Here is a 16,398-nt window from a genome sequence, read left to right on the forward strand (position 1 = left end):
ATATCTAACATCTCTTATGTTCCTCGAATGTTTGCTGTATTCTCTATCCTATATAAATGTACATTACTTTTTATCTCAAAAGCAGCAACACACCAATTAAATTCTTCTTTTAATACATATCAACCAATCATATTTTCTGAATTTCCATCTGGTGGATTTCCTATTGTGTGGTACATTAAAATAGCTATACCGTCAGCAGATATCCAAGGTTTTTAATTTTACAACCACCATAAACTAACACATATTAAACTAATTATTAAACAAAGAACAATTATTAACTTCGTATAATTTTTTATAAACATGCCTACTTCTTCCCAACATAACTATGCCTCTTTCGGGATTAAGATTCAGAATATTACGAACATTATTATTATCAGAAAAATAAGTATAAATAAATATAGAAATTTTCTAATATAATGAATGAATTGATTCTTCCCATGTATTTTGTAAACGATATCCAGAACCACGTATTGTTTCAAGAGCATTTCGAATTCCCAATTCTTTTAATTTGTAGCGAATACGCGTTATATATACTGACAATGTATTTTCATCAATATATTCCATTCCATTCCAAATTTCATTGAATATTTCTTCTCGATTTACCATATTTGGATAGTTCTTTAATAAGAGTTCTACTAGTTGTTCTTCTTTTCTAGTTAATGATATAATTCGTCCATCATATTTCAGTTCCATCTTCTCTGGATATAGAATTAATCCAGAACGATTAATTGTTCTTTCATTTGATTTAGAAGCATATTCACCGTAAACTCTTCTAAGACGACTACGTATTCTTGCTAATATGACTTCATATTGAAATGGTTCAGCTATATAATCATCTGCACCATATTCTAACGCCATAATTTGCTCCATTTTTTCATTTAACTCAGAGATAAAGATGATTGGACAAATGGAGATGTTACGAATTTGACGACACCAATAAAATCCATCAAACTTCGGTAATAACACATCAATAATAACTAATTCAGGATATACTTCACAAAATTGATCTAAGACATTATCAAACTCTTTTACGACAACAGATTTATAATTATATTTTTTCATATGTGTTATAAGTAACTCTTGAGTTCTAGCTTTGTTAGTTATAATCATGATAGTATCCATTAAAAAATCCTCTCCCCATTCCAATTTTGAACTACCCCCACTTTCACTTCTAAACGAAGTGAAAGTGGGGGATTCCTAAGTAAAGAGTTCTATCGAACTCTAATTTATTAGGCTATCTCCACAGTCCTTGCAGTTAGAAGCCTTATCGCTTCATTCTTTAGATTGATACTTGCGTTAATATCCCTATCATGGTGTGTACGACAAGAAGGACAGTCCCATTCACGTAGGTTTAGATTTTTAACGTCTTTGTTTTGATATCCACAATGAGAACATAATTGGCTGGAAGCAAATGTTTTCGATACGACAATGATTTGTTTGCCATACCATTTTGCTTTGTATTCTAACATTGATCGAAATTGCGACCATGATACTTCACTAATAGCTTTTGCTAATTTATGATTCTTTAACATATTCGATACTTGCAAATCCTCTATACCGATAACATCGTGGTTTTTGATAATTTCAGTCGAGGTTTTGTCCAAGTAATCTTTTCTAGCATTCGTCATGTATTCATGAATCCTAGCTACCTTTACCCTTTGTTTATTCCAGCGGAAGGATCCTTTCATTCTTCTAGAAAGAACACGCTGTGCTTTCGACAATTTCTCTTCTAATAACCGAAAAAACTTCGGATTTTTATAGATGGTTCCATCTGACAAAATGGCGAAATCTTTTAGTCCCACATCCATTCCAATGTAAGAACTTGTTTTCGGAAGTTCTTGTACTTCTGTTTCGACTAACAATGACACAAAGTATTTGCCAGAAGGATTCCGTCTAACTGTAGCATTTACAATACGCCCCTCTACTTCGCGACTTTTAGCAAATCGAACAAGGCCTAGTTTCGGCAACTTTATTTTGTTCCCTACAACGGCAATGTTTTCATTTGTTTGTTTTGTGGTATACGATTGTACGTTGTTTTTCTTAGATTTAAAGCGTGGGGTGCTGTTTTGTTTTTTGAAAAAGCGTGTATACGCATCTGCAAGGTTGCGAACAGACGACTGAATCGCAATACTATCCACTTCTTTTAGCCAAACAAACTCTTTCTTCATGGCAGGAAGTTTGGCAGAGCATGTACCATATGTTAAACCTTTCCCAGTTTCTTTGTATGCGTGATCCCATAGGGATAGGAAATAATTGAATACAAAGCGAGAACACCCTATCGTTTTGTTAATTAGAATTGCTTGTGCTTGATTTGGATAGATACGAAACTTATAGGCTTTATTAATCATCATTTGATTCACCTCCATTTCGGTATATGACTATTATACATCAAACATATACTCGATATATAGTGATGTCACGGTTTATGTATGTCGAACAATTAAGATAGCTCCCTGCCATCCCTTGTTCGAAGCTAATTCATCTCCCACCTACTCACTAGGCCGTGACCCTTCACGATCCTCGAGGAAGGAGTTTTCTTGGCTAAAATGATAAAAAAGCATTATTTTCAATTTAAAGACTGTAATATTGACAATTAATTACCTAACTAAATTTAGATGTTGTAATTTATAAAACAATCTAATAAATTAGATTGTTATCAATTTAATCGTACAATTCTAAATTTTTTCTAGATACTGTACTTGTTTACTTATTTCAAAGTATTATTGTTGTTACCCTATTGTCAGGGGAGTACATAATTTTTTCAAAAAGTAAATCAATAAAGAATCTTATTCCAATATCTTATATAAGCAACACATCTTTATATTTTACATAAAAAAGCATTTTATTACCATTATATTCTAAACTATCCATTTCTATTTTTCTACAATTATTGAAAAAGAATTAATTTTAACCTATGTTGTATTTCTTCTTTCAAGCAATATCGTCTAGTTCCATTTCCAATACAATAAATGAACTAACAGTGTTTCTACGAAAAGCGCTGACTATCAGCCTATATAAAAACTAATTTTTCTTTTTTCTTAATGATACTTATCCTAAAGAGAAAAAATTGATATGTTGCCAGACAACCGGTGAAATATACTTTAGTATGTTGTATGTTCATCTCGATACCTTTACTCCGAGATTTCGTTAATAAATTCGATAATATACTGGCATTGTAGTAAATAATACAATTGGCTAGCAACCTACTACATTCATTCCAAATTTGCTAACCTTGTTTAGTCTTGAAACAAAGTTTCCCAAAGTTTGCAAAAGATACAGCCCGACGTAATTTATGATAACTTTCCCCGCGGTTTAGCACCTTTTAAACATATTGACGTAATGGTAGCGAATCAATATATTCTAAAAAATATATGCCTTTGATAAAATTATCATACTCCCATAATGCACGTTTTGTTTGATTTTTTTCGCGTATAGGATGTGACTTTAGGAGATATTTTCCCCAGTTTTTAAATGATAAATTGGATACGATAAAATGTTGTTCTTATCACACCATTTTTTCAGCAATCTTTTTGATATGTAATCCTGAATTTAACATTTGTATGATTTGATAGTAAATAGCTTACTTTTGAAGATCTCTTGCATCTGGTCCATAAAGGATAAGATAGCCTTGATACCCCCCTTTTTCTTTCGTAATTTTTATTCCTTGCACCTGCCTCCGTTTGCTTTCTGTTCGTTCTTTTTCCATATTCATAGCCAACAGTTGGAGAATTAAATCTTTTACCAAACTGTCTAACAATGGATCACCTAGGGGTTCACTCAATAAAGACATACTTGTAACAAGTAAACCGATTTTCTCTTGCTTCAGATGACTTATCGTATGAATAATTTCATATTCTTTTATTCACCGAAGAATTAAAAATGGTACTGTCATTTTCACGAATAGGAGTTCTTAAAGATCGGGGAAAAATAGAACGGTTCTTCCGAACTGTTAATATGATGTTTCTTCAAGATTTACCAGGATATATAAAGAATCATACATCACAAAAATTAATGATATTAGATGAGTTAGTAGTGTGATTTCACCAATTTGTTTACATACGTATCATTATAGAATTTATGAGACAACAAATAAACGTCCAATTGAAATGTGGGATGAATCCGTATTTCTTCCCAATATGCCTAAAAGCTCGCAGTCTTTAGATTTACTTTTGTTCTCAGCAACAAAATCACGCAAAATCCATTAAGACGGAATCCACTTTCTAGGATTAAAGTATATGCATACAAATCTTTCAGCGTTTGTTGGTGAAGATGTAATGATTAGATATAATCCAAGAGATATTACTGAAATTCTTATTTTTATAGGGTTGAATATTTATGTACTGCGATATCTTCAGCAGTTGATGGTTATTCAATAGGTATAAAAGAACTTCAAGCTGAAAGAAATAAACAACGCAGAAAATTTGAAAATAATATTATTATCGCAACAAAATCAGTTGTGGAGTACTGAAAAGGTGAAAGAAACACATCAGAAAAAGTTGAAGAAGTTCCGCCAAGTAAATCCAAATTCAAGAGGTATAAAAATGAATAAAAAATTGTCTTCATTGAAACTAAAGAATACAAAAAATACACAGAATTTTGCGATGCATGCGATAAATTTAAGCATATTGGCATTTGTCCCGGATTACCAGGTGTGGGAAAAACCATTTCAGCTCGTCAATATGCAAACCAGGATCATAACCATTCTAAAATTTAAGCATTTTCTTTTTATGACTAATATTTTCATAGCATTCTTCTAATAATAAATAATAACCAATTAATGTACTCTCAAATAATATAATAAACATCTCTTGTTTTGCATTCGCGAAGTATTTCTCATCAAAATTGAAAAGAGGTATAAATTCGGCATCTTGATGTTCAACATAATGAATCAAATATTCATAGTATGTAACAAGAGCTTTAAGCTGTATAAAAAAATTTTTCCTTGTTTGATAATCAAGTTTCTTGAATTTCTCTTTATGAATAAATAATTTATTAATTATATCTATTTTTACCTGTAGTAATTTTGAATATTGTTCAAAATAAGGAGCTTTGGCTTTATATTGTAGTAAATAATGAGGGCCTGTTTTCCCAGAGTCCTTTTTAAAATTAAGAACTAACTCACTAATCTTTATACTATTTGCTTTATAGCTAATTAACTGCTCTTTAGTAATTACCTCAAGATTTTCAGCATCTAATGTTTTAATTAATTTAACAACATCATTTGTAGTCGTATTAATTAACTTCTCTAATTGATATCCGTGATTTGGAGGAATAATATAACGTTGAATTATATATCCATAAAACATACCAACAATCACCACAAAAATACGTTTTTCCATATAAGAAATATCTGGTATAGTTGTGACAATTAATGTGATAGCAGCTCCTACACTTGAACTACGAAGGGAATTTGGATATAAATTAGCTAAAGCAACCATTATAAGTGAGACAATCATTAAACACACTGCTATATTGGGAATGAAATAATAGACAGAAACTCCAACTATCAACGTAATAACATTAGCTAAAAACCTTTCTGTAAAATAATTTTTAGAGTCTGTATATGTTGTACCTAAAGCAATGGTAAGATACGCAGACGAACCAAAGGTTATAGCTAATTCTGGATACCCCATTACATAACAAAGAAAAAAACCTGACCATAGTGCAAATAACATTTTTGAAAATTTATTCAGTTTAGATACAGAAAATTCTGTAACTAATTTTAACAACATTTAGATTCTTCCTTTCTAGTTAATACTACATGGTTAAAAGAAAATTTCTCATCCTTATAAATATAAAATGCGATTTATATAAACTTACGTCTACTGACATTTATCTCCGAAATAAAATTATGGATTCACACCCTTACACTATTGAGAAAAGAATCTTCTGTCTAAAAAGTTTAAATTATGTATTTAAACTGTTATTACTAGATCAAAAAAATTCGACTTGCAGTATACGCTATATATTTGTTATTATTTCCAATATATCTTAACAAGGACATATCTCGCATTGATTGTTGGGTAATATTGATTCCATCAACTGCAATAACTCTCTCTTAGTTAACTCATACAAGTGTCGACCTGTTTTTTCTTCCTTATAGATGCCCTTTTGTATTAATATCTCAATAATTAATTGTTCCATTTCTAATTATTCTCCTTATAATTTAATCCACAGTAAATAATAGTACACCACTTGGATGTTTAATTCTTAACATCTAAGCTATTTTTTAAATATAAACAAGGCTACTAATTACCTACTTAATAGATAATTAGTATATAAGAAATATTACTTTTCTAATATCCCCTTTACTCCGTAATAACATATTTTTATAGTTAAACTAATCATTTTGAATTGCTATTTGAACGATATCTATCTACTTACATTCATACATTATAATTATTTTATATGAAATTCATGTGAAATTCATTTGATATATATGTAGAATTTCTTTCATTACAAAAATATTTTGAAATGACAAACAAAATTTTATTTACCTAAAAAAATTTAACTATTTGTTGTTTAAAGTATGAACATATTGTTTGAAAAAGGGGGGTCCTAATTGATTAGGCTACCCCTGTAGTTCCTACGGTTAAAAGACGAATGGCTTCGTTTCCGAGATTCATTCCTACTTTAATATGTATATCGCAATTTTTATATTTTTAACATGTTTATTTTCGTAACCACAACTCGAACATAGCTGACTAGAAATAAATATTTTTGATATAACTTGCTTCCTATACCATTTCGCTTTATATTTCAAAATATTCCAAAATCTCGACAAAGATAATTCACTGATAGCTTTGACAAGTTTACCGTTTTTTAGCATATTACTTACTTGTAGATCTTCAATACTAATTACATCGTGTTTTTTGATGATTTCAGTAGAGATTTTATCCAAGTAATCTTTTCTTGTATTAGTAATATGTTCATGGACTCGTACCACTTTCACACTGAGGATGCTACAATAAATTGGATACTGAGTTAAAGGAAAAAGATGATCCAATTTATGAGTAGAAAAATCTAGGATCGTCAATTTAAAATGGCTGCAGTTCAATTAGTATTGGAAGAAAATATGTTTGTGAAAGAGGTTGCCAGAGAATGATCTATTCATTCTAATACCCTTTATCATTGGATAAATGAATATGAATTATAAAGTGCGTTTCCTGGCCGTGGAAGCGCGCTTTATAATTCTCAGTAAGAAATGAAAAAGCTCAAGCTTGAGAATGAAGAACTCAGAAAAGAGCTTGATTTACCAAGAAGTTCCAGGCCTTCTTGAAGAAAAAGAATGTGTAAGATTTCAATATTTAAAAGAAAATAAACACAAATATAACATCAAGAAGGCATGTAAAACGTTAAATATCTCACGATCCGGTTACTATGAAAATTTACAGAGAAAACCTTCTAAAAGAGATTTAAAGAATGAAGTATTAAGTACAGAAATACAGCATATATTTGAAAAACATAAGGGGCGGTATGGATATTTAAAAATTACAAAGGTCCTTGAAAAGAAAGGCGTCAAGGTAAATCAAAAAAGAGTAGGAAAACTGATGCGTCAAATGAAGCTGCATGCGAAAGGAAGTCTCTATCTCTATAAGCGTTATAATAAAAATCACCTTCCATAGAAAGACCGAACCTCTTAAACCACGTTTTTCAAACAGATCAAAGAAAATATGGGTAGGTGATATTATTTATATCCCCACTCAAAAGTGGTACTTGTAGATATATACTCCAAAAAAGTGATCGGTAGGTATGAGTACACGTATGAAAGATTCTCTCGTGATAGATGCTTTTTTACGAGGATATAAAAAAGAACCTCCGAAAGCAGGATTAATTATACAAACAGACCAAGGAGATCAGTATAACCTAGATGTACTTAATTATCTGAACGAACAAGGGACATCTATCAAGGAAACAGCGGTGCTTTTCTATATTCCTTCTTACGAAACACTTTGAAAATGGAAAGTAGCTTATGAAACAGGAAGATTGGATACCCTACAATCAAAGAAAAAGGTGCGTCCATTATGGAAAAGAAAATTTCGGCATCATGAAATCAAAATTTATGTACCGAAAAGAATTTTAAAATATGGAACATTTCAAGAAATAATTTGTCAAGTATATAAAGTACTATAATCATAAAAGAATTAAGGTAACCTTTTTGGGCCACTTCATTGAGGGCTTATATATATATTCATGCACCATGCCGAAAAAAAGGATATCTTTTATTTATTCGTAGGTTATGTATTTTATTCGTATTTGGTATTATCCATTTTATCTTCTTTTATTTTGAGGATATCCCATATGCATACGCTTTAGCAGAATTTGTTTTACTATTATTCTATAAGCAATCAACTAAAGTGATTTTTCTAACGGAATGTTGGTTTTGGTATATAAGTTACAGGGTACATATCATTTCGCTCCTTCTCTCACAATCTGGTTCAGTTCATAGCGTACCAGGTTATTATGAATATATGTTTACAGGTGATAAAAACATTGATACCGTTAATTTATTTACATATTTCACGAGTCAGACTAAATCACGACTATTCTTTTTAATGACCGAGGTATTTTGGTAATTACTTATTGGTATTCTGGAGTATATTTGTTTGTTTCTTATCGGATTATAGGCAGGAAAGCAAAACACTTTTAGAAGGACTAAGGAATTAAATAGATATACTATACATTCGTTTTATACAGATTTTAACTCTAGGTGTATCCGTTATCTTCTCTTTACCTAATGTTAACTATTATTTTAATAAAGACATCTATTACTCTATTCATATTCAATTATGGATTCTTTATGGTGGGAAAACTCTAGCAATATTTTATACCTATTCTCTTCTCCTACAATGCGAAAAGGAAAAATGGATAAGATGGTTTAAATCATTGAGGACAGTTGGTGATGTGACATGAACAACTCCTCTTACACAAAACATCCTTGTACGTACCGTTCTTTTAGGATATTTTCATGACATATCAAAATTAACGTTCTGGTAGCTTTGTATCTTTAGAATTGGCATTTGTATCGTTCAATATGTTGGTAGCCTATTATGGAAAATATCCTTTCAATATGAGAATTTAGAGTAAGTATGGCGAAAAGACATATATACAACTCTTTAAATAATATAAGGGCTTGCTTTGAAAAATCGTTCAAAACACGACCTTATTATTTCATATATTGTCATAAAAAATAATAAAGTTGTTTAATAGTCGGATTTTACATTATCGATCGAGTAAATTTTTGAAAGAATTAATTAACCTTAATAATCCTTTATTCTCCTTGCTTTTACGTTCTAATAATACTTTACAAATATCCTCTATTGTATTTGATGATCTACATTAGTGTTATTCAAGAGCACTCTAAAAAGTTCATCCTTTTCACATTGCATATGATCAAACCCTTGTTTTCAACATTTAAACCAATTTTAAAGGGTTTAGTGTTTTCAGGGTTTATTTTTATTATTTCTAATTAACTATATCATTTGAATCATTACAACAAATAAATTCATACCTGCATGTACCATAAATGATACTAGTAGTCGATTTGATTTCACATAAACAAATGCTAGTACAGCTCCAATAAGGAAATACCCAAATACAAAGGGGAAATCAAAATGACTGATTGAATAAATCAATGCACTAATTATGATGCTCCCTATTGTATCCAATTTCTTCGTTAAGATATTAAGTACCGCATATCTAAACACGAATTCCTCTACTAATGGAGCAAGAATAACAATAGAAAGAATAGCTATCGGTGAAACCTCTACAAGTCCAATTATATTTGAAGTATTTTCAGAGACAAGTGGTGTCCGAAATAGACTCTTATCTAATAGGCTTCCAATAATTTGGGCTAAAAACACCAATATAATTCCTTTTACAATCCATGAGCGTGTACCTTTAGGAATATACACTGATAGCTTTTCATCTCGCTTCCACTCCTTTTTATACACAAAAAGAATCATACCCAATAAGAATATGAAACCAATCACTTCACAGTGTACAAGGATCTGAGGGGTTTCCTCATCTAGATTGCCCTTAATATCATACCAGCCTGTCTTTGCTAGTAGTTTTACCCCTATTATCTCCAGAAATTGAGTAGTCAAGAGATAGATTAATATCACGCAAGTTGCATTATATACTTTACTATTTTTCATATGTTCTCCTTAACATATTTGTTTTCATTTTTCCTAAATGGATCATTTTGTTCAATTTTTACAAACTTTATATATATAAGGTTAGTTATATATAACTCATCTTATGACTATACCGATAAAATAAGGGAGATTGAAACATTTTGATCAATATGTCTACTAATCTTAATAAATTTCCGGCCCTGGCATAGTTATCTAAAATATAAGAATAAAATAGCATATAAAATCTATATGGATCAACTTCATCATTCCAGCATTAATGAAATTAATCAAATGAGTGGCCGAAAATTTAAAGAATATTTAGGTGCCTTATATCAATTTATTCTTAGTTTTCTAGGAATCGGTCCCAATACGACTATACGTTTGTTAGCTGAAATCGTGGGATATTACTCACTTCAAAAATCACAAACAAATCAATGCACTTGCAGGTTTTAGTATACGCCATTTTCAATCAGGAAAATCTTTTTTAAAGATACGATTAATAAGCGTGGAAATAAACACTTACAGAAACTTCTTTTTCTCATTATCCTAGAACATGATTAAAAAACGGCGTTACGGACAAAACCATTTTATCGAGTATTATGATAAATTAAAACGCAACCTTATAACAAGTGTCATAAAGTTGCGTTTATCACATGTGTAAATAAGTTATTGAAGCTCATCTTCTACCTTATTACACATAATACACACTATGATTATCGATTAACTATCTGAAACCATAGCCTAACTTATCATAACATATTCCCCCTAATAAATATTAGAGATATCTCGTATGACTTTTTAGTTATGGGTACATGATATAAATTCTCTAGCCTTTACTTTGTGAAAAATCTATAAAAAACAATTGACTAATCGTAAGAAATATCAAAGACTGTTTTTTCTCATATCCGTGAGATTTTCGTCCGTTTTGCTGTAGGAGGTTAAACAGGCGAAGGAGAATTTTTTATAGATCTGGGGTTTTTCTGTAATAATTAGTAAAAAGTAAAAAATAACCTTTAATTATGTACATCGCTTTATATTCACTTAGCTCCTTCTGTTTCTTACGTAACAGGAGTTCTCTCATTTTAAACATAGTAGAAGAACATAATAGGATACGAATGAGTTATTCATAAAGGTGACACTCTAATCGCTCATATTTAATAGATTTACAACGATGAATTTAAAACCAAGATTTTCATATTTTACATAACAACTGTCGGGTAAAAGACTGGCGCGGTATCAGTTGTGACCCGTTTCCAGTCTCTCCCCATAAGAACTGCTCGTGAGGTTTTCCCTCAAGCAGCTCACCCCATAAACTTCATCAAAAGGGTTATGAGACCTATCAAATGGCAGACACTTTCATCGGAAACTCTCTGCACTTTTCAGGGGAAGGACTTTCCAGTCCCAGTAAAGCCCCAGTACACCATAGAGATATTCGTTACTCCATCTCTGCCATCCGATGCTACGCTTTCGTCTTCGTTTCCTTCTCGTTAACAGTGTGCGAATTTTCATCTCCGTATAATCACGTACTTCACTGAAAGCTTGACTAGAGTTCCCAACCCGGAAGTAGTTCACCCATCCAGTCAGTACGGCATTGATTTGTTTTATTAAGTCTTGTGCTGGCTTCGCTCCTGCGTTTTGAATGAGTTCGCGAATTTTTGCTTTCACTGTCGTGCGAGCTTTCTTCTTCGGGATCATGAAAACGAAGAATCCATTCTTATTTCGGCTCGGTATTCGTCTCAGGTCAAATCCTAAAAATCCGAAGGATTCTCCTTTTAGAACATTGACCATCTGAGTCTTCTCCAGATTCAGTTCAACTCCCAAAGGCTTTAACTGTTCCCACAGTCGTCGTAATGCCAGTTCAGCCCATCCACTTTTACTGGAGTGTCCGCTTACAGCGATAACTATATCGTCGGCAAAACGGTGATAGTTTACAGCTTCGTAATTGCCCTCAGCTGTTTTGCGTCGAATGGTATCAAATGTCCAATCCACTTCATTAAGGTAAATGTTCGCGGCTAGTGGAGAAAATGGCCCCCCTTGCGGGACACCGATCTTTCCTGTTGCCTTAATTACCTGTTTTACAAGATGCATAACCTGTGGGTCTTGGACACGTTTCGCGATTTTCTCCAATAATATGTTGTGTCGGATTGTATCAAAGTAGCGCGACAAATCAACATCAATTATTATGGTCATACGACGCAATATACTGCGTCGTACTTCTGCCAATGCCTGATGTGGAGAGCGTTTCGGCCGAAACCCATACGAGTTTGGACAGAAATCAGCTTCAAAAATTGCTTCTAATATGAGTTTTAGCGCTCCTTGTACTACACGATCTCGTATACACGGAATTTGCAGAGTTCGCATTTTGCCGTTTGCCTTTGGGATTTCTACTTTTCGATTGGCTTGTGGTCGGTATATTCCAGCTTGCAATTCCTCTTGAATACCCGTTAAGAATGGGATAACTCCTTCTAGTTCTATATCAGTAAAACTTTTTCCATCAATGCCTGGAGCACCGTTGTTTTTCCTCGCCTGTTGATATGCTTCGTGAAGGGTTGTCATTTTGGTAATGTGGGTAAATAGCCCCCAAAACCGGTGCGTAGGTTCAGACTTCGCCTTTCGATAGATTCGTTGCCTTAATTCCTGCAAAGTGATGGGTGTTTTTGTCATGGCACCCTTGCCTCCTTTAGTCATACGAAATGTTTACAGGTTCGGACCCTTTCCTCCCCGCGCGTTTTGCTGCACGCAGATCTCTGGTACTACGATCCGTTCCGCCACCCTGACACCTACCGTTCTCACTTCCCGATCGCGGTTATAGAGACGGTCTCCTCGATGAGGTTTCTTCATCGGGTGTCGAGGGCTTCTCCAGTTTCCACATTATCTTTCTCTCCATGTCGCCGCTGATACCCCGCCGGTGAGAACTGCCGTTCCAGACTCGTTTCGGTCAGTTCTTGTTGCTTTCGCACGTTATCGACCGTCTCAGCCACCGGAATTGCGTGTAACGAGGCTACATCTACGTTCACTGTACGTTACAACCTGGAGATTTGCCCACATGCCTTTTGCATGTGATGTCAGAGGGCTTCGCCATGTCGCTTTCACTTCATGGCGCCTCTCAGGCTACGGGAGTGGAGTCTATTCTCCCGATTGGACTTTCACCAACTAGATAATGTGTCCTTATCTGGACACGCCAATTTGCCAACGTAGTGAATATAAATCAAGGATTTCCCCTTTTGGTACCCATTCCGTAGGAATGTTTGTAATATATACCATAATACCTTGTAAAAGTTTTTGTACGCTCTGTATATGTAATCCTTTTTTTCTTTTCGCGAATAGCTCGATCACGTAGGCATTTCTCTTTTTGCTCCTCCGTACATTTATAAACCACAATGTGAGTAGGCAGTTTGTCTTTACTCCCTACATATACATCATGTAATTCCTACACTTGGCTAGGTTGTAATTATTTCGTAATTTCTTCCAAATGAATTTGCATACATACAGGTCTCAGCTGAGCGGGCTTTGTTTTAAATACCACTGTTTCGAAAATTTTTCTATATATTTTAATTGATAATTTAAGATCTGATAAATAGTATCTTTGCTTATCTTGAATAGATTTAAAGTCTTGTAAACGACAACATCCTAAGTCACGAATATATAGGTCATTCTTTTGTGTCATGCCCGTTCGAGTCGCGCTATATGCCTGATCACTTCGCTGGACTTCCCCCGTCAAGTAGATAGTTTTAACAAAAGACTAAGCAACCATTGAAATTCGATATTCCATCAGATCTCGATGATTGAGTCGTCCTTGGAATCCTTGTTCTGATTGAATGGTGGTTCTGTACACATCTCTTCTTTATTTTGCTAAATCAAGTGTCTCGAGAACAAGTTGTAAATCATTGCGATGTAAGAGTTTCCAAACAATAATTTCATTATTGTAAATGCCTTTGATGACCGATAAATAGAGAAAATTATCTCTAAATGGCAAGTAAGTGATGTCTGTGACAAGTACCTCATTTTGTTTGCGATTTTGGAATTGGCGTTCTCCTACATTTGGGAAAATCCCTGAGAATTTCCCTGTAAAAAAGCGACACTTTTTATGAATGATCGATCGAATTTGAAACTCTTGCATAAGTCCACATATTTTGGGATTCACTAAGAGACCCTCTTCTCGTAAGGCAATCGTGTTGAATAAAAACTAGAACGATTTAACAGAGCAATGACACCTCCTACAAATTTGGATACTTCTTTTTTTAGTACGCTACCTGTTCCTTGTAATATTCCAATTCTTCTTCCATACTATCGAATTTCGTACGAAGGCGACCTTTCAAGGGGGTTTGAAGCCCTTATTGTCGCTGTTTTTTTCCTTACAATTCTGAAATGCCGCCTGTTGCTCAATATTTCCGGGCCCAATCCATTAACTATGTTCTACTTTTAAGTCCGTATTTCTTCGCTATAGCTGATTGGATACCCTCACCATTAAAAAAATTTCTACAACTTATATCTTTAATTCATCTGAATAAGTTTGAAATTTAACCTCTCTTTTAACCATAATAAAATCCCCTTCAAGTAGAATTGTAACATCCATGTTTGTTCATGGTCTTTTTACACTGTCTACCCAAAGGGATAATATCATCCAACAAGAGTCATCTTTTTTAAATTTCATTGATATCTATAATGATTATAGTACGTCATATATTTCTTAATCTCTTGTCCTAAGTCAGTAAAAGAATCGTAAGTTTTTATATGAGTTTCATCTTTCAGATAACCCAAAAACGATTCTTGTGGGGCATTATTCCAACAGTTTTCTCTTCTGGACATGGATTAGCTTTCCAACTAATTTTTGGTAGTTAGGACTTGTATAGTGAGCTCCTTGGCCCGAGTGAATATATACCCCTTCAGTCAATTGAATCTTCTTATTTCTTTTTAATTTATGAAGAGTTGTCGTTACGATGTCTAACGTCATCTGTTCTGAAATATGGTAAGCTAAAATTTCATTGGTCGATCCATCTAAAATTGCAGACAACTTGAAACTGACCCGCCAATGTCATTTTTATTTGACGAGCCCCTTTCTTTCGGTTTCTAAATCGAAAAATATGATTTCTTTCACGATTTCATCTTGATCATTCTAGGTGGTAACGTCATTTCCTCCTCATCCTCCTTTCCATAAGTTTGATTTTATTACCAATTCATTTTCTGCCATTAGTAGATCCCGTTCGTCTTCTAAACGGACATAACACGTTTCATTGCAATCGCATCTATATCAAAGCCACATTCTTCAAAATACTTCGAGGAAACTTTCCTTTTTCATTTTCCTCAATAAAAATACACTTAAATTCATCTGTATAAGTGATATCTTTCTGACTTACAGATTTTACGTATGGGTTACTTAATAAAATTTAAATTCCTCTTTATCCGAATTTAAATAAAAGAAAGAATTTCCCATTAGATTTAAAAAGTATTAAACTTTTATTCTCTCCCTAACTTTAGTTTGAATTTTCGTTTAATAACGCACTTTCATTGGGCCTCCCCTTCGCATTTAAAAGTAGACGATGAATTTCAAATTTTAGTTAAATCTCGGATTAAAACCTGACATTTGTGTACCATCAGATAGATGACAAGCACCTAACAAACTTAAAACAAAATTTTTAAAAACACAGTATACGTTCGTAACTCTTTTTTTACTGTAATTCTCTCAAAGGATTGAAAGTCATAAACCGTTGTGGGAAACTCATCTACATATAAATCGCCAGCAAAAAAGGTAAGAGGATTTTATTATAAATCTGAACATTTTCCCAATAACGAAACCCAATAAGTTTTCATGGAAACTTATTATAAATGACCGCAAGACGCCATTGAATCGTGTTTTCCTTAAAATTTATAAAAGGTAAGAAAGGAATCAAACATATCTCCACTAGATTCAAAAGAACATCCTACCATTGTAAAGATTTCATCTAAAACAAAGGAAGTGTCTGCGACCTGTAAGGCATACAATTTTTACTAAATAATTGAATTAGAATTCAATGAAGATATATCCGATTTTAAAAAGAGAAATCAAAGATTGCCCAAGACCAGCAAATATTTATGAGAATTGCCCTTGTAACAGTGGTAAGAAATACAAATTTTGTTAAATGAACAAAGAAATTAAATTGGATATATAAAAATGAGATGCTCCCATTTTTGGGGTTTGGGATATCTCATTTTCCTTAGCTTGATAGTGATGTTACCATACCCCTTAATGCTCTTTAAGAAAGATAAGAACTGAAAAAAATTA

At 32.9% G+C, this 16,398-nt stretch carries 12 protein-coding genes and 8 pseudogenes; 7 read left to right on the top strand and 13 right to left on the bottom strand.

What is annotated here, in order from left to right; genetic code table 11:
• Positions 1-408 precede the first annotated feature (408 nt).
• From DN407_RS30995 to DN407_RS32610, 4 genes and pseudogenes are all read right to left on the bottom strand, one after another.
• Complete coding sequence (locus DN407_RS30995; protein WP_149217194.1) at positions 409-1,122, bottom strand: response regulator transcription factor; 714 nt, start codon at positions 1,120-1,122, stop codon at positions 409-411.
• 107 nt (positions 1,123-1,229) lie between these two features.
• Positions 1,230-2,351, bottom strand: a complete 1,122-nt coding sequence (gene tnpB, locus DN407_RS31000; RefSeq protein WP_149217195.1) for an IS200/IS605 family element RNA-guided endonuclease TnpB — start codon at positions 2,349-2,351, stop codon at positions 1,230-1,232.
• Between the two features lie 709 nt (positions 2,352-3,060).
• A pseudogene (locus tag DN407_RS31005) lies at positions 3,061-3,424 on the bottom strand (Tn3 family transposase); the annotation flags it as partial.
• Positions 3,425-3,580: 156 nt separating this feature from the next.
• The gene (locus DN407_RS32610) at positions 3,581-3,757 is read right to left on the bottom strand and encodes a hypothetical protein (protein WP_255446556.1); all 177 of its coding nucleotides are present in this window, start codon (positions 3,755-3,757) and stop codon (positions 3,581-3,583) included.
• A 478-nt stretch (positions 3,758-4,235) separates the two neighbouring features.
• On the opposite strand from DN407_RS32610, the gene DN407_RS33075 reads away from it, so the two are divergent.
• Positions 4,236-4,376, top strand: coding sequence for a Mu transposase C-terminal domain-containing protein (locus DN407_RS33075; protein ID WP_149217196.1), 141 nt, complete (start codon positions 4,236-4,238; stop codon positions 4,374-4,376).
• A gap of 176 nt (positions 4,377-4,552) precedes the next feature.
• A pseudogene (locus DN407_RS32615) lies at positions 4,553-4,711 on the top strand (AAA family ATPase); the annotation flags it as partial.
• Here the strand turns inward: DN407_RS32615 and DN407_RS31020 are convergent.
• The 3 genes and pseudogenes from DN407_RS31020 to DN407_RS31030 all read right to left on the bottom strand — a co-directional run.
• Positions 4,704-5,732, bottom strand: a complete 1,029-nt coding sequence (locus DN407_RS31020) for an aromatic acid exporter family protein (protein ID WP_149217197.1) — start codon at positions 5,730-5,732, stop codon at positions 4,704-4,706. The pseudogene DN407_RS32615 and the gene DN407_RS31020 sit on opposite strands and share 8 nt — an antisense overlap.
• 259 nt (positions 5,733-5,991) lie before the next feature.
• Positions 5,992-6,144: a Fur-regulated basic protein FbpA gene (locus DN407_RS31025; protein WP_149217198.1), complete on the bottom strand. Its 153-nt coding sequence runs from the start codon at positions 6,142-6,144 to the stop codon at positions 5,992-5,994.
• 510 nt (positions 6,145-6,654) lie between these two features.
• Positions 6,655-6,952: pseudogene (locus DN407_RS31030) on the bottom strand (transposase); the annotation flags it as partial.
• A 274-nt stretch (positions 6,953-7,226) separates the two neighbouring features.
• Here DN407_RS31030 and DN407_RS31035 point away from each other — a divergent pair.
• From DN407_RS31035 to DN407_RS33080, 3 genes and pseudogenes are all read left to right on the top strand, one after another.
• Positions 7,227-7,625, top strand: coding sequence for an IS3 family transposase (locus tag DN407_RS31035; protein ID WP_149217199.1), 399 nt, complete (start codon positions 7,227-7,229; stop codon positions 7,623-7,625).
• 232 nt (positions 7,626-7,857) lie between these two features.
• Positions 7,858-8,037 (top strand): annotated as a pseudogene (locus DN407_RS31040) (helix-turn-helix domain-containing protein); the annotation flags it as partial.
• A gap of 684 nt (positions 8,038-8,721) precedes the next feature.
• Complete coding sequence (locus DN407_RS33080; protein ID WP_481748653.1) at positions 8,722-8,913, top strand: hypothetical protein; 192 nt, start codon at positions 8,722-8,724, stop codon at positions 8,911-8,913.
• Between the two features lie 560 nt (positions 8,914-9,473).
• On the opposite strand, the gene DN407_RS31050 is transcribed toward DN407_RS33080, so the two are convergent.
• Positions 9,474-10,157 (bottom strand): CPBP family intramembrane glutamic endopeptidase, encoded by a 684-nt coding sequence (locus tag DN407_RS31050; RefSeq protein ID WP_149217200.1) that lies wholly within the window; start codon positions 10,155-10,157, stop codon positions 9,474-9,476.
• Between the two features lie 309 nt (positions 10,158-10,466).
• On the opposite strand from DN407_RS31050, the pseudogene DN407_RS32620 reads away from it, so the two are divergent.
• Positions 10,467-10,868: pseudogene (locus DN407_RS32620) on the top strand (transposase); the annotation flags it as partial.
• A gap of 94 nt (positions 10,869-10,962) precedes the next feature.
• On the opposite strand, the pseudogene DN407_RS31060 reads toward DN407_RS32620, so the two are convergent.
• The 5 genes and pseudogenes from DN407_RS31060 to DN407_RS31095 all read right to left on the bottom strand — a co-directional run.
• Positions 10,963-11,313, bottom strand: a pseudogene (locus DN407_RS31060) (hypothetical protein); the annotation flags it as partial.
• A gap of 179 nt (positions 11,314-11,492) precedes the next feature.
• Entirely contained in the window at positions 11,493-12,800 is a 1,308-nt protein-coding gene (gene ltrA, locus DN407_RS31065; protein WP_098287136.1) for a group II intron reverse transcriptase/maturase, read from the bottom strand.
• A gap of 519 nt (positions 12,801-13,319) precedes the next feature.
• Positions 13,320-13,842: pseudogene (locus DN407_RS32840) on the bottom strand (transposase); the annotation flags it as partial.
• A 138-nt stretch (positions 13,843-13,980) separates the two neighbouring features.
• Entirely contained in the window at positions 13,981-14,280 is a 300-nt protein-coding gene (locus DN407_RS31085) for a hypothetical protein (RefSeq protein WP_149217202.1), read from the bottom strand.
• A 506-nt stretch (positions 14,281-14,786) separates the two neighbouring features.
• Positions 14,787-15,523, bottom strand: a pseudogene (locus DN407_RS31095) (hypothetical protein).
• Between the two features lie 624 nt (positions 15,524-16,147).
• Between DN407_RS31095 and DN407_RS32625 the strand changes: the two are divergent.
• Positions 16,148-16,255, top strand: coding sequence for an SEC-C metal-binding domain-containing protein (locus tag DN407_RS32625; RefSeq protein WP_255446557.1), 108 nt, complete (start codon positions 16,148-16,150; stop codon positions 16,253-16,255).
• The last annotated feature ends 143 nt before the right edge of the window (positions 16,256-16,398 follow it).

Source organism: Bacillus sp. JAS24-2 (assembly GCF_008274905.1).
Taxonomy (GTDB): Bacteria; Bacillota; Bacilli; order Bacillales; family Bacillaceae_G; genus Bacillus_A; species Bacillus_A cereus.